Annotated in this window: 24 protein-coding genes; 8 read left to right on the forward strand and 16 right to left on the reverse strand. The window is 37.9% G+C overall.

Translation table 11 applies throughout. From position 1 onward, the window contains the following. The 5 genes from P0077_RS15980 to P0077_RS16000 form a co-directional block, all read right to left on the reverse strand. The gene (locus tag P0077_RS15980; protein WP_276166211.1) at positions 1-744 is read right to left on the reverse strand and encodes a rhomboid family intramembrane serine protease; all 744 of its coding nucleotides are present in this window, start codon (positions 742-744) and stop codon (positions 1-3) included. Then, positions 745-2,601, reverse strand: coding sequence for a DNA mismatch repair endonuclease MutL (gene mutL, locus P0077_RS15985; RefSeq protein ID WP_276166212.1), 1,857 nt, complete (start codon positions 2,599-2,601; stop codon positions 745-747). It lies immediately after the preceding gene. Then, complete coding sequence (locus P0077_RS15990; RefSeq protein WP_276166213.1) at positions 2,601-2,900, reverse strand: riboflavin synthase subunit beta; 300 nt, start codon at positions 2,898-2,900, stop codon at positions 2,601-2,603. Before P0077_RS15990 ends, mutL begins: the two co-directional genes overlap by 1 nt. A 170-nt stretch (positions 2,901-3,070) precedes the next feature. Next, positions 3,071-3,553, reverse strand: coding sequence for a 6,7-dimethyl-8-ribityllumazine synthase (gene ribH, locus P0077_RS15995; protein ID WP_276166214.1), 483 nt, complete (start codon positions 3,551-3,553; stop codon positions 3,071-3,073). Continuing rightward, entirely contained in the window at positions 3,553-4,320 is a 768-nt protein-coding gene (locus tag P0077_RS16000) for a tetratricopeptide repeat protein (RefSeq protein ID WP_276166215.1), read from the reverse strand. Before P0077_RS16000 ends, ribH begins: the two co-directional genes overlap by 1 nt. 115 nt (positions 4,321-4,435) lie before the next feature. Between P0077_RS16000 and recF the strand changes: the two genes are divergently transcribed. The 3 genes from recF to P0077_RS16015 are packed head-to-tail and all read left to right on the forward strand — an operon-like array spanning position 4,436 to position 6,250. Further along, positions 4,436-5,515 carry a DNA replication/repair protein RecF gene (gene recF, locus P0077_RS16005; RefSeq protein WP_276166216.1) on the forward strand — a complete coding sequence of 360 codons (1,080 nt, stop codon included), beginning with the start codon at positions 4,436-4,438 and terminating at the stop codon, positions 5,513-5,515. A 20-nt stretch (positions 5,516-5,535) separates the two neighbouring features. Then, positions 5,536-5,952, forward strand: a complete 417-nt coding sequence (locus tag P0077_RS16010) for a hypothetical protein (RefSeq protein WP_276166217.1) — start codon at positions 5,536-5,538, stop codon at positions 5,950-5,952. Position 5,953: 1 nt separating this feature from the next. Further along, a complete protein-coding gene (locus tag P0077_RS16015; protein ID WP_276166218.1) occupies positions 5,954-6,250 on the forward strand; it encodes a DciA family protein in 297 nt (98 codons plus the stop codon). Positions 6,251-6,309: 59 nt separating this feature from the next. Here P0077_RS16015 and P0077_RS16020 read toward each other — a convergent pair whose 3' ends face one another. Next, positions 6,310-6,729: a nucleoside-diphosphate kinase gene (locus P0077_RS16020; RefSeq protein ID WP_194526795.1), complete on the reverse strand. Its 420-nt coding sequence runs from the start codon at positions 6,727-6,729 to the stop codon at positions 6,310-6,312. Between the two features lie 48 nt (positions 6,730-6,777). Next, positions 6,778-7,827, reverse strand: a complete 1,050-nt coding sequence (locus P0077_RS16025) for an alkaline phosphatase D family protein (RefSeq protein ID WP_276166219.1) — start codon at positions 7,825-7,827, stop codon at positions 6,778-6,780. A 78-nt stretch (positions 7,828-7,905) separates the two neighbouring features. Between P0077_RS16025 and P0077_RS16030 the strand changes: the two genes are divergently transcribed. The 4 genes from P0077_RS16030 (at position 7,906) to P0077_RS16045 (ending at position 11,207) form a co-directional block, all read left to right on the forward strand. Beyond that, positions 7,906-8,922 (forward strand): DHH family phosphoesterase, encoded by a 1,017-nt coding sequence (locus P0077_RS16030; protein WP_276166220.1) that lies wholly within the window; start codon positions 7,906-7,908, stop codon positions 8,920-8,922. Further along, positions 8,919-9,464, forward strand: coding sequence for a gliding motility-associated peptidyl-prolyl isomerase GldI (gldI, locus tag P0077_RS16035; protein WP_276166221.1), 546 nt, complete (start codon positions 8,919-8,921; stop codon positions 9,462-9,464). Before P0077_RS16030 ends, gldI begins: the two co-directional genes overlap by 4 nt. A 48-nt stretch (positions 9,465-9,512) precedes the next feature. After that, on the forward strand, positions 9,513-10,625 hold the full coding sequence (locus P0077_RS16040) for a peptidylprolyl isomerase (protein ID WP_276166222.1): 1,113 nt from the start codon (positions 9,513-9,515) through the stop codon (positions 10,623-10,625). 225 nt (positions 10,626-10,850) lie between these two features. After that, positions 10,851-11,207, forward strand: a complete 357-nt coding sequence (locus P0077_RS16045) for a DUF805 domain-containing protein (RefSeq protein WP_276166223.1) — start codon at positions 10,851-10,853, stop codon at positions 11,205-11,207. Positions 11,208-11,262: 55 nt separating this feature from the next. Here the strand turns inward: P0077_RS16045 and P0077_RS16050 are convergent, their stop codons facing one another. Further along, on the reverse strand, positions 11,263-12,723 hold the full coding sequence (locus P0077_RS16050; RefSeq protein ID WP_276166224.1) for an aminoacyl-histidine dipeptidase: 1,461 nt from the start codon (positions 12,721-12,723) through the stop codon (positions 11,263-11,265). A gap of 134 nt (positions 12,724-12,857) precedes the next feature. On the opposite strand from P0077_RS16050, the gene P0077_RS16055 reads away from it, so the two are divergent. Continuing rightward, positions 12,858-13,925: a DUF3810 domain-containing protein gene (locus P0077_RS16055; RefSeq protein ID WP_276166225.1), complete on the forward strand. Its 1,068-nt coding sequence runs from the start codon at positions 12,858-12,860 to the stop codon at positions 13,923-13,925. A gap of 31 nt (positions 13,926-13,956) precedes the next feature. Here the strand turns inward: P0077_RS16055 and P0077_RS16060 are convergent, their stop codons facing one another. From P0077_RS16060 to udk, 8 genes are all read right to left on the reverse strand, one after another. Next, positions 13,957-15,207 (reverse strand): molybdopterin molybdotransferase MoeA, encoded by a 1,251-nt coding sequence (locus tag P0077_RS16060; protein ID WP_276166226.1) that lies wholly within the window; start codon positions 15,205-15,207, stop codon positions 13,957-13,959. Next, the gene (gene lepB, locus P0077_RS16065; protein ID WP_276166227.1) at positions 15,180-16,880 is read right to left on the reverse strand and encodes a signal peptidase I; all 1,701 of its coding nucleotides are present in this window, start codon (positions 16,878-16,880) and stop codon (positions 15,180-15,182) included. Before lepB ends, P0077_RS16060 begins: the two co-directional genes overlap by 28 nt. A 106-nt stretch (positions 16,881-16,986) precedes the next feature. After that, positions 16,987-17,688 carry a 4-hydroxy-tetrahydrodipicolinate reductase gene (gene dapB / locus P0077_RS16070; protein WP_276166228.1) on the reverse strand — a complete coding sequence of 234 codons (702 nt, stop codon included), beginning with the start codon at positions 17,686-17,688 and terminating at the stop codon, positions 16,987-16,989. A gap of 56 nt (positions 17,689-17,744) precedes the next feature. Next, positions 17,745-18,383: a DUF5683 domain-containing protein gene (locus tag P0077_RS16075; RefSeq protein WP_276166229.1), complete on the reverse strand. Its 639-nt coding sequence runs from the start codon at positions 18,381-18,383 to the stop codon at positions 17,745-17,747. Then, the gene (locus P0077_RS16080) at positions 18,376-19,278 is read right to left on the reverse strand and encodes a ParB/RepB/Spo0J family partition protein (protein ID WP_276166231.1); all 903 of its coding nucleotides are present in this window, start codon (positions 19,276-19,278) and stop codon (positions 18,376-18,378) included. The genes P0077_RS16075 and P0077_RS16080 overlap by 8 nt, the downstream gene beginning before the upstream one ends. Continuing rightward, positions 19,278-20,051, reverse strand: coding sequence for a ParA family protein (locus P0077_RS16085; protein ID WP_276166232.1), 774 nt, complete (start codon positions 20,049-20,051; stop codon positions 19,278-19,280). The genes P0077_RS16080 and P0077_RS16085 overlap by 1 nt, the downstream gene beginning before the upstream one ends. A gap of 411 nt (positions 20,052-20,462) precedes the next feature. Further along, positions 20,463-20,795, reverse strand: a complete 333-nt coding sequence (locus tag P0077_RS16090) for an FtsB family cell division protein (protein WP_276166233.1) — start codon at positions 20,793-20,795, stop codon at positions 20,463-20,465. Between the two features lie 4 nt (positions 20,796-20,799). Beyond that, complete coding sequence (gene udk / locus P0077_RS16095) at positions 20,800-21,408, reverse strand: uridine kinase (RefSeq protein ID WP_194526809.1); 609 nt, start codon at positions 21,406-21,408, stop codon at positions 20,800-20,802. Between the last annotated feature and the right edge of the window lie 33 nt (positions 21,409-21,441).

Genomic DNA, 21,441 nt, shown 5'->3' on the forward strand with positions numbered 1-21,441 from the left:
TTAATCCCAGCGGTTATTGTTAAACTGATTTTTCTTCCAATACCACATCATCAAGAAGCCGAAAAGAGCGCCTCCAATATGGGCAAAATGAGCAATGCCTTGACCAAAAAGACTGTACCCTGTTACCCCTGAAAACAAATCCAACCCTATTAAAACAGGTATAAAATACTTTGCTTTTACAGGAACGGGAATGAACATCAAGAAAAGTTCGCTATTTGGGAACATCATTCCAAAGGCAACCAAAATTCCATAAATTGCTCCTGACGCACCTACTGCTGGGGTGTTATATGCTGATAAAAAATTGTCTATTGTGCTTTTTGAGGCAACATTATACCAATCTGGACTGTATTGACCGGAAGATATGATTTCTAGTACATTACTTTCGGTCATGCCGCTACTGACCAATGCCTGCATACCTTCGTTAAAATAAAAATAATTAACCCCGGTATGAATTAATGCAGAGCCTAGACCTGCTGAAAAATAAAAAAAGAAAAACTTATTCCGACCCCAAAGCTGTTCAAGGGGAGTGCCAAAAGCCCATAACGCATACATGTTGAAAGCAATATGCATAAAGCCTCCATGCATGAACATATGGGTAACTATCTGGTAAAATGTGAAATTTTCATTCTTTGGAAACCAAAGTGAAAACCATTGATACATTTGGTCGCCATACATAGAAGTAGCCACAAAAAACAAAATGTTGATTATGAGCAGGTGTTTTATGGCGTCGGTCAATCTTCCCATCTAAATAAATTTTTTGTCAATGTCATTTTCGGTAATGGTGATGTATACCGGTTTATTAAACGGACTCACCATAGATTCCTTACAAGCGAACAAGTCGTTTACAAGGGCAATTTGAGAAGCATTGTCCAGTGTTTCTCCTGTCTTGACCGCCAATGTTTTTGCTAAAGTTTTAGAAAGGATATCTGTATGAGAAAAACTTTCGTCCGTTAGTTCTTGTTGGTAATCAGAAATCAATTGGTCTAATATCATGCCAACTTCGCTTTCTGCCACCAATAAAGGTACTCCGGTTACCGTAATAGATTCTCCTTCAATCTTGTCGAATATAAAACCAATGGAAACTAGAATATCTTCAATTTCCTGAAGTGCATTAATTTCTGACTTTGAAAATGTGAGATGCAATGGGAATAGTAATTGTTGGCTAACTGCTTGTTTTACAGTGCTATTCTTTAAGAATTTTTCATAAAGAACCCTTTGGTGAGCACGGCTTTGGTCTATAACCACCATGCCCGATTTTATAGTTGTAACAATATATTTTCTTCTAATTTGAAAAGTAGTCGTAACAGGTTCCGTAGTTTCTTTTTCACCTTCAAAAATAGAACCTGTAATTGTGTCAGATTCAAAGCTGATACTGCCCAAATCATCTTCGGCACCCATTTTTGACTCCAAACCAACATACAAACTTTCCCAGCTTTTCGTTTCCTGTTTTTTATAACTAGAATTACGAGGTGCGGAAGGTGTGCTTTTAGCTTCCTGAAAAGGATTAAACGCGGCATCTACCGAAACCTTGGGTTGTACAACGGACTTATTTTTAAAATCATAAGGCGTCTGTAAATTAGGGTCGTGTTCAAAATCTAAAGCAGGGGCAACGTTAAACTGTCCTAAGCTGTGCTTTACCGTAGACCTTAAAATGGCGTACAAACTATGCTCGTCATCAAATTTCACCTCGGTTTTAGTTGGGTGTATATTGATGTCTATAGAACCAGGGTCCACTTCCAGATAAAGGAAATAGCCAGGGTAGCTATCTGATTTTATGAGCCCTTCAAAAGCTGCGACTACGGCATGATGTAGATAGGGGCTTTTTATAAACCTATTATTGATAAAGAAAAACTGCTCACCGCGACTCTTCTTTGCAAATTCGGGCTTGGTGATAAAGCCGCTTATCTTAACTATTGGAGTTTCTTCTTCTACGGGAACCAGTTTTTGATTGGTTCGGGTTCCAAAAATATTGACAATACGTTTCCGGTAATTATCGGACGGAAGGTTAAAAAGTTCGTTTCCGTTATTATAAAAATGAAATGCTATGGTTGGGTGCGCTAATGCAACCCGATGGAATTCATCTGTAATATGGCGCAGCTCAACTTGATTACTTTTTAGAAAATTTCGCCTTGCGGGAATATTAAAAAACAGGTTCTTAACGGCCATGGAAGTCCCCTTTGGCGTTACAGTAGCTTCCTGAAATGTGACTTTACTGCCTTCTATTTTTAGGTGTGTACCCAGTTCTTCGTTCTCGGGCTTGGTTTGCATCTCCACATGGGCTATTGCCGCAATTGATGCCAAAGCCTCGCCTCTAAAACCTTTTGTATTTAAATTGAAAAGGTCTTCCGCTTTTTTAATTTTTGAAGTGGCATGACGTTCAAAACTCAAACGAGCATCGGTAGCGGTCATACCCAGACCGTCATCAACGACCTGAATGAGAATTTTACCTCCGTCCTTAATAATCAGTTTTATAGTGTTGGCGCCGGCATCAATAGCGTTCTCAAGTAACTCTTTAACCACTGAGGCAGGACGTTGTACCACTTCACCAGCTGCAATTTGATTCGCAACATGGTCCGGTAAAAGTTTTATAATATCTGCCATTATTTTGGTAAGAATATAGAGAGGTCAAAATCGATTATGTAAAGGACTATAAGAACTAAAATGGCTAGAATGACGCCCATCCGTATTTTTAGATTGGTATCGCCTTTCCTTTTTATATCTGACATTGCACTACCAAACTTATTCTTTAGACCCCTTGATGGGTTAAGCGTAGTTCTGTATTGGTCGAATTTTGGTTCAATTTTAAACGGACTGCCCTTGCCCTTATCGTCATAATAACGAGGATTGTATTCAAACTTCTTGCTTCGCTTTAAGCGTGTAAATTTACTTAGCATTCCCATGAACGTCAAAGTTACTTAAAATCGAAAAATATGCTGCGCTACCGCTGCCAAAATTTGTTAACAGACCACAAAATGAGAGGTTGTAAGTCCTGATAGGCAGATTTTAAGCATGAATACTTTAAAGCATACCATGCCGGAAAAGCAAGATTTTAAAAGCAGATGTAAGGTGATTATTTACCTAAAACAGCCATTTGAATAGCAGCGATTGCAGCTTCGGTACCTTTGTTACCATGTTTACCGCCACTACGTTCTCTAGACTGTTCAATGTTATTGTCCGTTAATACGCAAAAAATAACGGGGGTATCCAATAGCACGTTCAAGTCTTTGATGCCTTGTGCCGTAGCACTACAAACAAAATCAAAATGCTTGGTCTCACCTTGAATAACGTTTCCAATAGCTATAACGGCATCAACATTTTGTGTGTTTGCCATTTTTTTGCATCCAAAAGTTAGTTCAAAACTCCCTGGAACATCCCAGCGGAGGATATTGGACTCCAGTGCACCACAATCTAGAAGCGTTTCAATAGCTCCGGAATATAGTCCTTCCGTAATTTCTGTATTCCACTCAGAAACAACAATCCCAAACCGAAGGTCTTTCGCATTTGGGATTTTTGTCTTATCGTAAACTGATAAATTTTTATTTGCCGTAGCCATTAATTGGAGGTTTTAGCCATTCCTATAAAAGCATCTATAGAACGTGCTTCATCCGAAGATGAATACTCGTCTTTAATTTTTTGAAAATAAGTTAGCGCTTTGTCGTTTTGGTTCAACTCTAAAGCTGTAACACCAGCTTTGTACAAAAATTTAGGAGCTGTGTAGTTGTTGTTGCTATGGGATATAGCTTTATCATAGTACCCTAAAGCGTCTTCCGGTTGTCCTAATTGCATAAAAGCATCGCCAAGGCCACCTTTTGCCAAAGCGCCAAGGATATCATCTTCAGAGCTGAAGTCTTCAAGATGGGAAATGGCTTCCTGGTATTTTTGCATGTTCAAAAAGGCCATACCAGCAGAGTAATTCGCTAGGTTAGCTGCCTTGGTGCCACTGTACTCTTCTATAATATCTAGAAAGCCATATTTTCCTTCAGCACCGTTCAAAGCAAGATTGTATAAAGAATCTTTTGCCGTTGGACTGTTAAGGGCTTGATCAAAATATTGCTGTGGGTAATACATTTCATTTGCAGCACTGGCCTCTTTAGGCTTCTCTACAAACTGGGCGTAAGCTAAATACCCAAGTACGCCAACAGCAATAACGCCAATGATACCCAGAATATAGTTCTGGTTACTGGCTACCCAAGCTTCGGTTTTTGAAGCACTTTCGTCTAACGTACTAAAGACTTCCGCAGTCGCGCTTTCTTGTTCTGTAAACTCTTGCTCTTCAACCTTATCTTTTGGTTTAAATCCCCGCTTCTTGTATGTTGCCATTTTCTAATTTTATTGGTCGCGCAAAAATAAAGGTTTTATCCAAAACCGAACAGGTATTTATTCGTTATTTTTGAGGTTTGTGAACCAAGTACCGTCAAAACTGGATTTATAGCGCATGTTTTTAAAGAAATTATCCCTTATTAATTACAAAAATTTTGATTCAAAGGATTTAGAGCTTGATAAAAAAATCAATTGCATGGTGGGGCCGAACGGAGTAGGGAAGACCAATGTGTTGGATGCCGTATACCATCTTTCCTTTGGTAAGAGTTATTTTAACCCGGTTTCTACACAAAACATAAAGCACGATGAAGACTTTTTTGTGATCGAGGGCGAGTTTCAAAAAGATGAACGAGAAGAGAAAGTGGTCTGCAGCTTAAAAAGGGGAGCCAAAAAAATTATTAAGCGTAATGGCAAGACGTATGATCGATTGTCCGATCATATAGGTTTACTGCCATTGGTGATAATTTCTCCGGCAGACCGAGACCTTATTATTGAGGGGAGTGATACAAGACGGAAGTTTATAGACGGAGTCATTTCCCAATCCGATAAAGAGTACCTCCAAGACCTTATAAAGTATAATAAGGTGTTGGCACAAAGAAATTCGCTTTTAAAATATTTTGCGGCCAACCATACCTTTAATAAAGATACCCTTGCGGTGTACAATGAGCAATTGAATGATTATGGGACCAAGATTTTTGATAAGCGCGTTGCTTTTCTAGAGGATTTCATTCCTATTTTTAAAGAACAATATATTGCCATTTCTGGAGGGCATGAAGAAGTTGCATTGCGTTATGAAAGTAAATTGCTAAATGAAGACTTATTGAGTCTTTTGGAAAAGTCCGTTGAAAAGGATAAAGCCTTGCAGTATACATCGGTTGGGATACATAAAGATGATTTGGGGTTTGAAATTTCGGGACATCCTATAAAAAAATTTGGGAGCCAAGGGCAACAGAAATCATTTTTGATCGCCCTAAAATTTGCCCAATTTCAGTTTATAAAGGCCCGATCTAAAACAACACCTATTTTATTACTGGATGATATTTTTGATAAATTAGACGAACATCGAGTGTCACATATTGTAGCTTTGGTGAACAATGAGAATTTTGGACAGATTTTCATTAGTGATACACATGCGGAACGTACGGAAGAGGTTGTAAAACAGATCCATCAAACGTATAAACTGTTCAAATTATAAGGACTAGATTTTTGAGAAGGATGAATAAATATGTTTTAATAGGATTTGTAGGCCTGGTTTTGGGATGTTCTTCGGGTATTTCAAAGGAAGATTTAAGTAAGTTGGGTGGCTACTGGGAAATTACAAAAGTAACTTTGCCCGATGGAAATGTTAAAGAATACAACGTAAATACCAGTGTTGATTATATTTCCATAGATGGAGAGGAAGGTTTCCGAAAAAAGATGCAACCAAGGCTAAACGGCACGTATGAAACATCTGATGATGCCGAGGCATTTGTGATCACCCAAAAAGAACAATCTTTTTCTATAGACTATAAGACTGAGCTTAGTGAATGGTCAGAGCAACTAATTGAGCTGGACGATACTTCGTTTTCGGTAAAGAATGCAGAAGGTATTCGGTATGATTACAAAAGATTTGAACCTATTTCAATTCAATAAAATGGCAAAGAGAAGAAATGAGAACTTGAATATGAGTCAAGCCTTGAATGAATTCATCAAGGAGAATAGGCTGCAAAAAGGAATGGATAAGGTAGATGCGCGGGAAGCCTGGCGTAATCTAATGGGGAACGGTGTAAATAACTACACCACGGATATTGAACTTAGGGGAGATACGCTTTTTGTAGCGTTATCGTCTTCCGTACTTAGAGAGGAGCTGAGTCTTGGCAAATCAAAAATTATTAGAATGCTCAATGAAGATTTGGGTAAGGAGCTTGTTACAAAACTGGTATTAAGATAAAAGCCTGTAGATTTCAGGAACTAGAAACCTACAGGCTTTATATAAAAGTTATAATATTCTTAGAAAATTTCTCTTCCAGCAAAGTGGAAAGAACCTTCTATAGCTGCATTTTCATCACTATCTGATCCGTGAACCGCATTTTCTGCAATATTGGAAGCAAATAATTTTCTAATAGTACCTTCTGCTGCTTCAGCTGGGTTTGTAGCCCCGATCAATGCGCGAAAATCTTCAACTGCATTGTCTTTTTCTAAAATAGCGGCAACAATAGGACCACGGCTCATAAACTCTACCAATTCTCCGTAAAATGGACGCTCACTGTGAACGGCGTAGAACTCTTGTGCATCTCTTGTGCTCAATTGTGTATACTTCATGGCTACGATTTTGAAACCTGCGGAAGTTATTTTTTCCAGAATGGCACCAATGTGGCCGTTTTCAACCGCATCCGGTTTGATCATCGTAAATGTTCTGTTCGTTGTCATTGTAAAAATTTTTTGCAAAAATACGCTTTATTCAACAATCGGCAAGTTTTAATAGGTTTGATGTAACTCTCCTAGAACTTTTAAATCATTACCCATCATTTGCATTTGCGTCTCTTTAGTTTTAAAATTGAATTTAATTAGTCCAAAGCTTTTGGTTGAAACTACTTCTCCAACCCTAAAAGGATTAGGTTCGCCACTGAATTTGGTATAGGTATGTGTTAATCCGCTGCTTGTAAAATCAATTATAGGATATGTTAATCCTGATATCTCGGTTTTTGAGAATTCGGAGATATGTCGGTCACCTGATAAAAGAATTACACCTTCTGCATTAGAATCAAGTATCAGTTTTTCAAGTCTATCTACTTCATGCGGAAAGTTGCCCCAAGTTTCAAAACCATGTTCATTGGATAGTATTTGAATACTACTGATCAAAATATTAAAATCTGCTTTTGAACTGTTTAGTTCCGTTGCTAGCCAATTCCATTGGGTTTCACCTAAAACGGTACCTTCTCCGTATTCGTTGGGCTTGGTGCGTTTAGTACTACCTATATCGGGTGTCAAGGCCGTTCTAAAGTACCGGGTGTCCAAAACTAATACTTTAATGCTTCCGTTGGGAGTGTTGTAAGTGTGAGAAGCGTACACGCCTTCTTGTTTTCTCCTAGGGTCATTTTTATCTACCCCCATAAAATCTAAAAACTCTTGTTGGCTCTCCTTCTTTTTATCAAATTCTACACCGCCGTCGTTCAGGCCATAATCATGATCGTCCCACGTACCAATTACAGGTACTTGGTTCTTTAGTTTTTTATAACCTTCAATTGCATTTTGTTGTGCGTACATATTTCTTAGCCGCTTCATGTTGCCGGTATCGGCATAGATATTGTCACCGCCCCAAACCCAAACATCCGGTTGGGATTTTAGAATATCGTCCCAGAGCGAATTGGTTTCGTTTTGTTTGTTACAAGAACCAAAGGCTAATGTAAAGTCTGTTGTAAATGTTGGGGCCGTTATTTCATTTTTAATGGTCTGTGTGGTTTGTTCCTTGGTCTTACAAGCAGCGATTAAACAAACGAAACAAAAGGCCAAATACTTATTGAGCATATTTTGGTTTTAAATTGATGCGGTAAAAATAAAACATTGTCGTAAAAGACTACGTTATTAAATTGTATCTTTGCACGCATGAATTTGGAGTCTATAGAAGCGGTAAAGCAACTACTTTCCCAACCGCAAAAAATCGTAATCGTACCACATAAAAACCCTGATGGTGATGCCATTGGTTCAACTTTAGCGCTATGTCATTACCTTCTTGATAGGGGGCAAGAGGCCGTTATTGTCGCGCCCAATGATTATCCTAAGTTTTTAAAATGGATGCCCGGCAACGAGAATATATTGAATTTCGAAAAACATAACAGTCAAGCTAAGGAGAAGATAGCCGAAGCAACGGTAGTTTTTACGTTAGATTTCAATCATTTGGGAAGAATAGGTCAAATGCAGGCTGTTTTGGAGGATTTGACAGTTCCGTTTATAATGATAGACCATCATCAGGCACCGTCGGATTATGCAAAGATAATGTACTCAGATGTTTCAATGAGTTCTACTTGTGAAATGGTGTATAATTTCATTGAGTTTTTGGGTGATGTGGATAAAATAACGGCAGATATAGCAAATTGTCTGTATACGGGTATTATGACGGATACAGGCTCGTTTAAATTTAGGTCTACTACCGGTAGAACGCACCGTATTATTGCCGATTTAATAGATAGGGGTGCCGAGAACACGCAGATACATCACCGTGTTTATGATACGAATACCCCAGGAAGGTTACACCTTTTAGGGTGTGCCCTAAAGAACATGGTTATTCATGATCAGTACAGAACGACCTATATAACGTTAAGTCAAGATGAACTCGATACCTATAAGTATCAAAAAGGAGATACGGAAGGTTTTGTCAATTACGGACTTACTCTTGAAGGTATTATCTTTGCTGTTATTTTTATAGAAAATAAAGAAGAAGGAATAATAAAAATATCCTTTAGGTCTATAGGGGATTTCAACGTAAATGAATTTGCTAGGACCTATTTTAATGGCGGTGGACACAACAATGCCGCTGGTGGTAAAAGTGATAGGTCACTAGAGGAAACAGCGGTTTATTTTGAGTCACTTTTAGAAAATTATAAAGATCAATTACAGGCATGAGAATCTTAAGTCTTATTTTTTTAATGGCACTTGTGGGCTGTGGAGGTCCAGAGGCTAGAAGACCTGTTGAAGTTAAGTCAGGCAGTTTTTTTAAGCAATCCGTTAAGCGGAGTAAAGAACTTTTGGCAAAAGAAGAAAAGTTAATGCAAGAGGTAATGGCCAATGATACTTTGCATGAATATACACATTCCGCTAGTGGGTCATGGTTTTACTATGACGAAAAGAACGAAGATGCAAATTATACCCCACAGCCAGATGATTTAGTGGTGATGACTTACAATATTGTTAGCCTAAGGAACGATACTATTTACAGTGCGGATGATATAGGTACGTTAACATATAAAGTAGACAAGCAAGATTTATTCCCAGGTTTAAGAAATAGTGTAAAGATGTTAAAAGAAGGGGAAACAGCTACTTTTTTGTTTCCTTCATCTTTAGGATATGGATATCATGGAGATAATGATAGGATAGGTATTAATGTACCCTTTAAGGTTACATTATCTATTTTTAAAATCGAAAAAGAAAACGAGTTAATTGAATAACGCTTACCAGTAAACAATAAAAGTAAAATAAAAACAAAGGATTTAAAGATGAAAAAAATCTATTACTTATTGACCCTAGTGGTTTTGTTGTCTAGTTGTAAAAGTCAATATGCCGAATTAGGTGATGGCGTATTTGCTGATATCCATACTAGCAAAGGTGATATTATTATTAAATTAGAATACGAGAAAACACCAGTTACGGTGGCTAACTTTATTTCCTTAGCGGAAGGCGATAGCCCATTTGTTACGGATAGCTTAAAAGGGAAGAAATATTATGACGGACTTATTTTTCACAGGGTCATTAAGGATTTTATGATTCAAGGAGGGGATCCAACGGGTACGGGACGTGGTAATCCAGGCTACAAGTTTAAAGATGAGTTTAATGACTCTTTGGTGCATGATAAAAAAGGAATTTTGTCTATGGCAAATTCAGGTGCTAAAACCAATGGTAGTCAATTTTTTATTACGCATAAGGAAACTCCATTTTTAAATGGAAGACACACAGTTTTCGGTCATGTAGTTGAAGGTTTGGATGTAGTTGATTCTATAGCTACTACAGAGGTTTCTCAAGACCCGATGACCAAAGATAGACCGGTAGTGGATGTAGTAATGAATACTGTTGAGATCGTTCGTAATGGAAAAACAGCTAAAAAGTTTGATGCCGTTCAGGTAATGAGCGATTATTTTGCGGAAGAAGAAGCGAAGATTGCTGCCTTTGAGAAAATGAAAACCGACTTTAAAGCTAGTCTTGAGGGACAAAAACAAGAGGCCAAGGAGTTACCAAGCGGACTGAAAATACTAACACTAAAAGAAGGTGAAGGAGAAAAGCCATCTATAGGTAGTCAAGTACTTGTGTATTATGCAGGTTTCTTGGAAGACGGAACTTTATTTGATAGCAACTATGAAGATGTTGCTACTAAGTATAATAAATTTGATGCAAGAAGAAAGCAAGGTGGAGGTTACGAGCCAATACCCATGGAATATAGTCCTGATGCGGGTTTAATAGCCGGTTTTAAAGAAGGTCTTTTAAATATGAAGGTTGGAGATAAAGTAAGAATCTTTATTCCTTCTCATTTAGGATATGGACCACAAGGAACAGGGCCGATACCTCCTAGTGCAGATTTGGTTTTTGATCTTGAAATTACCGGAATAGCCGAGTAATAAAGAAGAACATACAATTCAAAACCCGCAAGTTGCGGGTTTTTTTATGCGGATATTTAAGATTTTTGGCATGTTTAAAATAGCAATAGACTTGGTTGATCAGTCTATTTTTTAGTGTTCACCGAGTTTTTTTCTCTTTTTGTGCAGTTCATCTAATAATTCATAATACAATGTAATGCTGTCCGTTTATATCATTCATTAATAGTTAACCCTAAATCTTAAACTATGAATTGGTACTTAAAAGTATTGCAAAACTATGCCGGATTTGAAGGCCGCGCCAGAAGAAAAGAATATTGGATGTTCTTTTTGTTCAACATCTTAATTTCTTACGGTTTACAAATTGTAGCTGTAGTAATAGATGTGCCAGCACTTCTATTTTTATCGCTTATTTACTCATTAGGGGTATTAATTCCCGGTATTGCCGTGGGTGTACGAAGAATGCATGATGTTGGTAAAAGCGGATGGTTCATACTTGTACCTATTTACAATCTTATTTTGGCATGTACGGATAGTGAGGAAGGAGACAACCAATATGGTCCAAACCCAAAAAGTGAAGAACAAGCTAGCTTACAGAAAGTATAGTCTTATAACAATAAAAAAAAAGGGTTTGCTATAACAGCAAACCCTTTTTTTTAAATTATTTTTTAGGAATATCTTCTAGGATGTTTAAAAGGAATTTCCAGAATTTCTGTACCGAGGAAATACTCACGCGTTCATCTGGTGAGTGCGCTCCTAAAATTGTAGGACCAAAACTTATCATATCCATTTCAGGATAGTTTTGACCTAAAATCCCACATTCCAACCCAGCATGGCATGCCGCTACTTTTGGCTTTTCTCCAAAAAGAGTAATGTACTTCTCTTCTGCAACTTTAAGAATTTTAGAATCTGCATTTGGTGTCCACCCAGGGTAGGTGCCACTAAATTCAACATCAAAACGAGCTAATTCAAATGTAGATTTTAAAGCATTACCTAAATCCATTTTTGCGGAATCAACGGAAGAACGGGTAAGGCATCCTATTTTGGCCTTTCCATTTTTTACCAAAACCCTAGCAACGTTGTTAGACGTTTCTACCAAATCCGGTATTGCGGCGCTCATTGCATAAACCCCGTTATGTGCGGCATAAACACCTTGCAGCAAACGTTCTTGAGCTCCAAGCCCCATCACTGTTTTTGGTAATTTTGTCGTTTCAAGGGTCACTTGTAGGTTAGGTTCAATAACACTCAATTCTTTTTGAATGGTTTGAGTTAGTTCTTTTACGGAACTCTCAAAAGCATCACTTTGAGTTTTTAGTATTACGATCTTAGCTACGCTTTCTCTTGGGATAGCATTTCTTAGACTACCTCCATCTATTTCAGAAATACGTAGCATAAATGAGTTGGAAACGGTATATAGAATCCTGTTCATTATCTTGTTGGCATTACCAAGACCTTTATGTATTTCAATGCCGCTGTGACCTCCTTTTAGGCCGTTTACTTTTATTTCATAAGCAGTGGTTGCACGAGGTGCTGTTTTTTCATTATAACTTCTGGTGGCAGTAATATCTATACCGCCGGCACAACCTATATCTAATTCGTCATCTTCCTCGGTATCCAGGTTTAATAAAATATCGCCTTTAAGAACGCCTCCTTCTAGTCCCATAGCACCGGTCATTCCGGTTTCTTCATCAATAGTAAAAAGTGCCTCTATAGCTGGATGCGTAATCTCAGAACTTTGTAGCAAGGCCATAATAGCCGCCACTCCCATACCATTATCCGCACCAAGGGTGGTGCCTTTTGCCTTTACCCAATCTTCTTGTATGAACATCTCAATCCCCTGGTTCTCAAAATCAAAAACAGTGTCATTGTTTTTTTGATGTACCATATCTAAATGCGACTGTAAGGTTACGGTAATTCTATCTTCCATACCTTTACTTGCGGGCTTTCTTATGATGACATTGCCCACATGGTCTTTAAAAGTTTCAAGATTGAGTGACTTCCCAAAGTTTAACATGAATTCTATAACACGTTCCTCTTTTTTGGACGGACGTGGTACGGCATTCAAATCTGCAAATTTATTCCAGACCTCCTTGGGTTGTAATTCTCTTATAGCTTCGTTCATGTGATGTTATATTTTTGCAAAAATACGGAGTCAAAAATTGGTATGGATGATATTTGGTTAATTTTGGCTTTATATCCTTATATAATTGAGAAATCATTTAATTGGGTAGGCCTGTTTCAAGTAAAAGCTGCGTATTGAAAAACAAATTAAGAAATGGTATTGCATTAAGTCTACTTCCACAAATTCTAATAGTGGCTTGGCTTGGTGGTAACCCGGAAATTGTAGAAACATATTATAGTAATGGTATCTACCCGGTAATTAGTCAGTTTTTTAGAATTCTCTTTGGATGGGTTCCTTTTTCGGTTGGTGAAATTATTTACGTACTACTCATTGTTCTCGGTATTAGGTATGTGTATGTGAACCGATTGAAAATTAAAAAACGACCTCTTGAATTTTTGCGAAATATAGTGGTTGTCCTGTCCGTGTTTTATTTGACTTTCAATCTGGTTTGGGGATTGAATTATTATAGAAAACCAATTGCTGAGAACTTTGCCATCCGGGATAGCGTTACTACGGAAGAGGTGGTAGACCTTGCGGAGAAATTAGTTGTCAAAACAAACCGACTTCAATTTGAATTGACCTCGGATAGCACCAAGAGAGTGCAAGTACCCTATACCGGTAATGAAATTTTTGATAAGACGGAACAAGGATACAAGCAATTAGAGGGTGAGGTGCCCCTGCTAAAATATAAACATCGTAGTCTAAAAAAATCAATGTTCAGTTCATTGGCCAGTTATATGGGAATTGGAGGATACTTAAATCCGTTCACGAACGAAGCGCAGGTAAATGCACTAACTCCAGTATTTCGGTTTCCCGTGGTAAGTGGGCATGAGGTTGGACATCAAGTAGGATACTCTAAAGAGAATGAAACCAATTTTATTGGGTATTTGGTAACCGTAAAAAATAAGGACCGCTATTTTCAATATTCGGCTTCAGCTTACGCGCTAAGTCATTGTTTAAGTGCGATACGGCGTTCGGACAAGGCTAAATTTGATGAGTTGTATGCGAAAGTTAATCTTGGAGTGCAGGAGAATTACCGGGAACTTTATGAGCATAATATGGAGTACATAAATCCTTTTGAACCTATTTTTAAATCTATCTTTAATACCTTTTTAAAAGCAAATCAGCAAAAAGATGGTATTAAAAGTTATAGCAAAATCGTAGAATTAATGGTTGGGTATCACGAAAAATATCCAATTTAAGAAATAGATAGGAGTAATTTGAAATAAACAATTAGGAGGCCACAATAAAATCAAAAACCGTATTCTGAGCTATTTCTTCACCTCCTTGAGGAACTCGGATAAATCCATCGGCGAGAGCCAAGCTTACCAAATCTCCCGACCCGTTACCCTTAATTGTTTTTGCTAATAGCTTCCCTTCTTTCCATTGCGTGGTAACCTGTATGAAAAGGGTTAAAGAAGGGTGGGGTTGTATGGCTTCATCTAAAATAACGCTCTCTTTTTCCACTTCCAAGCCTAGCGATTTTTTTAACCAAGGTAAAAAGTAAACATGATAATTGGCAAATGTGGAAACAGGATTGCCGGGAAAGGAGAATACTACTTTTTGCTTCTCCTTCTGAATTCCGAACCAGAAAGGTTTACCAGGACGTTGGGCAACCCGGTGAAATATTTTCTCTATACCAAGATTAGCTAAAGCATCCGGGATAAAATCAAACTTACCTTTGGAGACACCACCGCTGAGCATTACAACGTCATATTTGGAAAAAGCCTTCTCAAGCTCTGTTTCTATAGTCTTTTTGTCATCGGCTATATGTAGGAGGGTGGGTATTATTTTTACTTTTTCCAGTGCAGCTGCCAATGAAAGGGAATTGGATTTCCTAATCTGATGAGGTAGTGGAGTTTCGTGTATTTCTACAAGTTCGTTTCCGGTAGAGACGACACAGATTTTAGGAAGCTTTTTTACCAGTACATCTTTTTTTCCGACCGAAGCAAGTACGCCTATAGCGGCAGCTGTGATTTCTGTTCCTTTTTTTAAGAGAATCGCGCCTTTTTGCTCCTCACTGCCTTGGCCATGAATATTCTGACCTTTCTTAGGGATATTCTTGAGGGTTGCCCAACCATCCTCAATTTCCGTTTCCTCATACATAACTATAGTATCGGCCTGTTTTGGAAGGACGGCACCTGTCATGATTTCAAGGCAATTGGTTTCTGTTGATAGCGATTGCTGGGGCATACCTGCACTAAGGACACCTTCAATTTTGAAACGTGTAATTCCTTTTTCGATTGCTGAAAAAGCTATGACGATGCCATCTTTAGTGGAACGATTGAACGGCGGGAAATCCCTATCAGCTTTGATGTCTTCGCTTAGAATTCTTCCGGTACTGTTTAAAAGTGCAACCGTTTCATTCCCAAGGTCCAGAGTATGTTGTACTACCTGATTAAAAGCATTTTCAAAGGCAATCATTTTGAATGTATTTTTAGAAGTGGGATTCTTAATTATCCCTTGGCTTTCTTCTTGTTCCATAACCAGCTTCCTACAAAGTAAGCAACCAAGGCTATCAGGAAATATTTAAAATAAGAAACCGGCTCGCCGTTTCCGTTTACCGTGGTAAAAATACGATCCCATCTTGGTTTCCAGTTAAAAATACCTTCATTGAAATTATCAACACTTAGCCAAATAAAAATAGGGGTACCAACAATGTGGTTTTCCGGTACGTAACCCCAAGCTCTACTGTCTTCTGAGTGGTCCCTGTTGTCACCCATCATCCAATAATAATCTTGTTTAAAGGTGTATGAGTCCGCTACTTCCCCATTAATTTTTATTTGGTTACCAGATACACTAATGGTGTTGCCTTCATATTCTCTTATAATTTTTTTGTAGAGCGGTAATACCTTTAGATTTAGCGGTACTGTGGCTCCTTTTTCTGGAATATAAATGGTGCCCATCTGGTCGTAATTCCATGGGTAATCTGGGTTCTGAGGGAATATGTTACCTCCGGGAACGCCTTTTTTCTCTACTATCCTTACGATAGAATCCAAGGAAGGCTCTTTTTTAAGTTCCGCCACCATTTCATCCGTTAAGGGGGCAATACGCTCAAGACCTGTTTCTTCGGCTAGGGAAATGGAATTTTTGCGGGCTACAGAAATAGGAATACCGCCTTCATTTGTATAGACTTCTAACTTACCATCATTTCGTTGCCTGTAGCCTTTTACATATTTTTGGATACTGTTCAGTTGCTGTTGGTTCAGTGAATTGATGATATACTTTCTATTCCATCCTGTAGCATCCACTTTTTCTAGCATGGTGGAAGAAACTCCTTTGCTGGAATACAAGGCGTAATCAAATTGTAATTTAGCCCTATCCGAAAGTTCCAATTGTTTCCCGTTGATATAAACATAGCCATCTTTAACAGCCAATGAATCCCCTGGAATACCTACGCAACGTTTTACGTAATTCGATTTTTTGTCAATAGGTTTTATAACTCCTTTTTCTCTTTTGAAAAACTGACGCACCGTATCCGCAGGCCAGCTGAAAACAACAATGTCATTCCGGTCTACTTTGGTAAAACCTGGAAGCCTGAAATACGGAAGCTGTGGTTTTGATAGATATGATTTGGTATGAACAAGGGGCAGTGTGTCATGTACCATTGGAGCTGCAATGGTAGTCATGGGGGTTCTGGCTCCGTAATGAAACTTGCTAACAAACAACAAATCACCAACACGCAGTGTTCGTTCCAACGAAGGTGTCGGAATTACGTAAGGTTGAATAAAATAGGTATGAACAAGGGTTGCGGCGATAACTGCAAAGGCTATTGAGCTTACCCATTCTCCTGTCGCCGTTCTTGGTTGAAGGCTTCGGTCTTCAATATATTTGACATCCAAAGCATAGTTTACATAATAGATGTAAAAGCCTAAAGTAAGTATTACCAACCATGTATCTGCAGTGCTGTTACGTCCAAAGCTGCGTATGGTTTCAATCCATATAATCGGAAACATTAATAGATTGATAATTGGAATAAACAAAAGTATCGTCCACCATTTTGGGCGATTGATAATTTGCATTAAGACTATAGCATTGTATACGGGAATAGCAGCTTCCCAAGCTTTTCTACCTGCTTTTACGTAAAGTTTCCAGGTTCCTGCAAAATGGATTATCTGAATAATCAGAATAAAAAGTAACCACTGTGTTGCGTCCATTTGTGTATTTTATATTGTAAAAATGCTCCTATTTAAATTCTTAAAGCATTGAAATCTAGTGCTTCTATTGCAAATAAGCCTAATTCTTGTTCAATTATTATATCCGTTAACCAAGGTTTAACACATCTTTCATAGTGAAAACACCAGTTTTTCCTACAATCCATTCAGCTGCAATAACAGCGCCAAGGGCAAATCCTTCTCTGTTATGGGCGGTATGCTTAATTTCTATAGAATCAACCTCGCTACTATAATCAATGCTATGCGTACCAGGCGTTGTGCCAATTCTTTTTGATACGATCGGAATTTCCCCCGCAGGCGCATTTTCAAGTTTCCAAGCTTTATAATCCGTGTTTTTGATTATGCCTTCCGCTAAAGTAATAGCCGTACCGCTGGGTTCGTCTAACTTCTGGGTATGATGAATTTCTTCCATAGATACCTTGTACTGGTCTAAGGTTTTCATCATTTTGGCCAAATATTCGTTAAGTTCAAAAAATACGTTAACCCCCAAGCTGAAATTGGATGCATAAATAAAGGCTCCTTTGTTTTCCTTGCACAAGGCGACGGCTTCATCATATTTATCTAACCAACCTGTTGTTCCCGAAATCACGGGTACGCCGTGTTCAAAACATTTGGTAAGGTTGCCAAATGCGGCACTTGGCATGCTAAAATCAATAGCGACATCCATTTCGGAGAAATCAATATCAACCGCATCAACATCAATCTTTGCAACAATAGTGTGGTTTCTGCTTTGGGCGATTTTCTCAATCATCTTACCCATTTTTCCGTATCCGAATAGTGCTATTTTCAAGGTATGTAATTATTTTGACAACTGAATTTAGTCTCCTTAAAATCAGTTATTTGTGTTTAAAATTTTATAATCAGGGCCATCCCGTAACTAGGGTTGTTGGTTATGGGGTCCAAATCTAGAAACGGTTCCATATCAAAGCTTAAATCGTCATCAATATTGAATTGTTTTAAATGTGCATCTACATTGGCATCTACAATATTTAAAGCATATAATGCAATGGATACAAGTAACAACAAATCTCGATCATTTTGAAAACGTTCTTGTTGACTCTGTAAATCGTCTAAACCTAAAAGCGGCCCACTTCCGGTATTGTTAGGGTCATAGAATTCATCATCGGTAAAACCGGCCCTTCTTCTTTTAAAAGCCGTTCGTACACGTTGATAATTATTGTTATTCCAAGTATACCCATACACAGCGGCACCAATTGCTCCATAAACTATTGGCACTTTCCAATACCGCTTATTGTAAATCTGACCTAAACCAGGTAAAACAGCAGAATAAAAAGCCGCTTTGCTTGGGGCAAGCGGGTTGATTCTAACCTTTTTCTTTTTCAGCGTATCCACTACTATAATTCCCTCTTCCGCTAAATCAGTTTGGAGTGAATCTACCTCTTTACCTTTAGCTGTTTCTTCCTGTGCAGTAGCAGTTAATGTAAAAAGAGTAATGAAAACAAGGGTTAGGAGGGATTTACTCACCTAGGATCAATTTTTTTATTCGTTTGAACTCTTCCTGAGAATGAAACGGAATAGTTATTTTTCCATTCCCTTTTTCTGTAGCGGAAATATCTACTTTTACCGAAAGATGGTCGGTAAAGGGTTTAATATTTCCCTTTGCAAATTCCGGGGTTTTTGGAGCCTTTTTTGCAGGTTTTTCAGGGGAACTACCTTCATGATAAGCTTTTACGGCACGTTCCGTATCACGTACAGAAAGATTCTGGCCTATAATTTTTTCGTATAGATCTATCTGGTCACTCTTCTTTTCAATATTTACCAGTGCACGACCATGTCCCATGCTTAAAAAGCCATCTCTAATACCTGTTTGGATAATAGGGTCTAGACGTAAGAGACGCAGGTAATTGGTAATGGTAGAGCGTTTTTTACCTACACGATCACTAAGTTTTTCTTGGGTAAGTTGAATTTCATCAAGCAACCTTTGGTAAGACAGCGCAATTTCAATTGGATCTAGGTCTTGGCGTTGGATATTCTCCACCAAGGCCATTTCCAATGATTCTTGATCATCCGCAATACGTATATATGCTGGTATAGTGGTGAGACCTGCCAGTTTGGAAGCACGGCATCTTCGTTCACCAGAAACCAGTTGATATTTATTGAAATCTAATTTACGAACCGTTATAGGTTGTATAACACCTAATTGACTAATTGAAGTGGCCAATTCCTGAAGCGCCTCATCATTGAAATTAGAACGCGGCTGAAAAGGGTTCATTTCAATAGACTCAATATCCAGCTCTACAATATTTCCGACCACTTTGTCCGCATTCTTGTCTGCAGCAGATTGAATGTCGTTTTCAGGGTCTTTTAATAAAGCGGAGAGTCCGCGGCCTAGTGCTTGTTTTTTTGTTGCTTTCGCCATTAAGCTATCTCTTTGTTTTTCTTGACGACTTCATGGGCCAGGTTCAAGTAATTAGTAGCGCCTTTGCTGCTTGCATCATACTTTATAATGCTTTCCCCATAACTAGGTGCCTCGCTTAACCTTACGTTACGCTGAATTATAGTATCGAAAACCATATCTACAAAGTGCTTGCGTACTTCTTCTACTACTTGGTTTGAAAGTCTTAAACGAGAATCGTACATGGTCAATAACATGCCTTCAATATCTAGGTTGGCGTTGTGTATTTTCTGAACACTTTTAATGGTGTTCAGTAGTTTTCCAAGGCCTTCCAAAGCAAAGTATTCACATTGTATTGGTATAATTACCGAGTCTGCCGCAGTAAGGGCGTTCAAAGTAAGTAGACCCAAAGAAGGTGCGCAATCAATTAAAATATAATCATAGCTGTCCCTAAGGTCAGATATTGCTTTCTTCATCATATATTCCCGTTGATCCTTGTCCACCAATTCAATTTCAATGGCTACCAGGTCAATGTGTGCAGGAATTAAGTCTAAGTTGGGGGAGTCAGTGCTAATAATCGCTTCCTTGGCATTTTTAGTATGCTCAAGAAGTTGATACGTACCATATTCAACACTTTCTACATCAATGCCTAAACCTGAAGTAGCATTGGCCTGTGGATCCGCATCTATTAGCAATACTTTCTTCTCCAAAACACCTAAAGAAGCTGCCAAATTAACTGTTGTAGTGGTTTTGCCCACTCCTCCCTTTTGATTCGCAATAGCAATAATCTTGCCCATTATCAGTCTGAGTTAGGGGGTAAAAATACGATTATTTACAATGCTATTGAAACCATTTTGTTAACACAAAGTGAATAAGTGTGGCCTTTTGCGTTAAAGTTCGTTAACTGAAAGTGTCTTTTTTTGAAATATAATGTTTCTAAACGGAGATTTGCTGCTGAAAATTGGAAGCTGGATTGGAAGGGGTATTTAGAAGTGAAAATTCAAACAACTTTTGATTTTAAGGGTTTTTATTGGATTAAATTACTTGTTTTTAGATGGTTACTGTTTTTTATGTAAACTTTCAATTTCTTGTTTTAACAGGTGTTTTATCGTTTGCTAAACAGAAATTGTCAGAAAAGTAATTTCTTAATAAAAACCACGGATGTTATTAACATTCTTAAGATGACTATGGGAAAAGCAATGCTGATCTCACTTTTTTTCTTTGATTTTTAGGCTATCCTCATACTCTATTAGGTAAATTTCTTCATTCTTTTTTTTGAGAAAATACTGTTCTCTCGCAAACTTTTCCAACTCCTCTGGATCGGATAATTTCTCTAGGATCTTCTTGTCATTAGCAATTTCATCCTTTAGGAATTCCTGTTGTTTCTCCAGTTTTTGGATTTCTTTTTTGAGTTCTAGATGAATTAATAAGGAATTGGTGTCAAAAAATAACATCCATATAACAAATACGGTCAGCACCAACACGTACATATTGGTAAGTATGCTAAACCATTTTTTCTTTTTCAAATCTTTGAATCCCATCTCTCTATACCAGTTTCTCGTTGATGATTGTTCTTACAATATCAACTGCCACTGTATTATATTTATTGTTGGGAATGATAATATCTGCATATTCTTTAGTAGGTTCTATAAACTGAAGATGCATGGGTTTTATGTTAGACTGATATTTATCTAAGGTTTCATCTAGGTTCCAGCCTCTTTCGTTTACGTCTCTTTTTAACCTTCTAATCAATCTTTCATCAGAATCTGCATGAACAAATATTTTAATGTCCATCATTTTGCGAAGTAGGGAATTGGTCAGAATAAGAATACCTTCTACAATAAGCACTTTAGTGGGGTGAACAGGCACCGTTTTTCCCGTGCGGTTGCATTCTAAAAAAGAATATACCGGCTGTTTAATGGAATGTCCTGCTTTTAGAAGCTTCAAATGCTCTTCAAGTAAATCAAAATCAATGGATTTTGGATGGTCAAAATTTGTCTTTCTTCTTTCCTCCAATGGCATTTCGGAGAGGTCGTTATAGTAAGAATCTTGCGAGATAACTCCAACTTCACCTTCTGGTAGCGAGTCTATGATCTGATTTACAACTGTAGTTTTCCCACAACCTGTGCCTCCCGCTATTCCAATTATCAGCATGCTATTTAATTTTTTGTCAAAAATACATATTTG

This window comes from Zobellia alginiliquefaciens (genome assembly GCF_029323795.1).
In the GTDB taxonomy this organism is placed as follows: Bacteria; Bacteroidota; Bacteroidia; order Flavobacteriales; family Flavobacteriaceae; genus Zobellia; species Zobellia alginiliquefaciens.

Coding starts and splice junctions, on each gene's coding strand:
- P0077_RS16030 (WP_276166220.1), top strand. CDS start 7,906: ATGAATTTGGAGTCTATAGAAGCGGTAAAGCAACTACTTTCCCAACCG.
- recF (WP_276166216.1), top strand. CDS start 4,436: ATGTTTTTAAAGAAATTATCCCTTATTAATTACAAAAATTTTGATTCA.
- ribH (WP_276166214.1), bottom strand. CDS start 3,553: ATGGCTACGGCAAATAAAAATTTATCAGTTTACGATAAGACAAAAATC.
- P0077_RS16015 (WP_276166218.1), top strand. CDS start 5,954: ATGGCAAAGAGAAGAAATGAGAACTTGAATATGAGTCAAGCCTTGAAT.
- P0077_RS16020 (WP_194526795.1), bottom strand. CDS start 6,729: ATGACAACGAACAGAACATTTACGATGATCAAACCGGATGCGGTTGAA.
- P0077_RS16025 (WP_276166219.1), bottom strand. CDS start 7,827: ATGCTCAATAAGTATTTGGCCTTTTGTTTCGTTTGTTTAATCGCTGCT.
- P0077_RS15980 (WP_276166211.1), bottom strand. CDS start 744: ATGGGAAGATTGACCGACGCCATAAAACACCTGCTCATAATCAACATT.
- mutL (WP_276166212.1), bottom strand. CDS start 2,601: ATGGCAGATATTATAAAACTTTTACCGGACCATGTTGCGAATCAAATT.
- lepB (WP_276166227.1), bottom strand. CDS start 16,880: ATGGACGCAACACAGTGGTTACTTTTTATTCTGATTATTCAGATAATC.
- P0077_RS16000 (WP_276166215.1), bottom strand. CDS start 4,320: ATGGCAACATACAAGAAGCGGGGATTTAAACCAAAAGATAAGGTTGAA.
- udk (WP_194526809.1), bottom strand. CDS start 21,408: ATGCTGATAATTGGAATAGCGGGAGGCACAGGTTGTGGGAAAACTACA.
- P0077_RS16060 (WP_276166226.1), bottom strand. CDS start 15,207: ATGGAACAAGAAGAAAGCCAAGGGATAATTAAGAATCCCACTTCTAAA.
- P0077_RS16085 (WP_276166232.1), bottom strand. CDS start 20,051: ATGGGCAAGATTATTGCTATTGCGAATCAAAAGGGAGGAGTGGGCAAA.
- P0077_RS16050 (WP_276166224.1), bottom strand. CDS start 12,723: ATGAACGAAGCTATAAGAGAATTACAACCCAAGGAGGTCTGGAATAAA.
- P0077_RS16040 (WP_276166222.1), top strand. CDS start 9,513: ATGAAAAAAATCTATTACTTATTGACCCTAGTGGTTTTGTTGTCTAGT.
- P0077_RS15990 (WP_276166213.1), bottom strand. CDS start 2,900: ATGGGAATGCTAAGTAAATTTACACGCTTAAAGCGAAGCAAGAAGTTT.
- P0077_RS16090 (WP_276166233.1), bottom strand. CDS start 20,795: ATGGGATTCAAAGATTTGAAAAAGAAAAAATGGTTTAGCATACTTACC.
- P0077_RS16045 (WP_276166223.1), top strand. CDS start 10,851: ATGAATTGGTACTTAAAAGTATTGCAAAACTATGCCGGATTTGAAGGC.
- gldI (WP_276166221.1), top strand. CDS start 8,919: ATGAGAATCTTAAGTCTTATTTTTTTAATGGCACTTGTGGGCTGTGGA.
- P0077_RS16010 (WP_276166217.1), top strand. CDS start 5,536: ATGAATAAATATGTTTTAATAGGATTTGTAGGCCTGGTTTTGGGATGT.
- P0077_RS16080 (WP_276166231.1), bottom strand. CDS start 19,278: ATGGCGAAAGCAACAAAAAAACAAGCACTAGGCCGCGGACTCTCCGCT.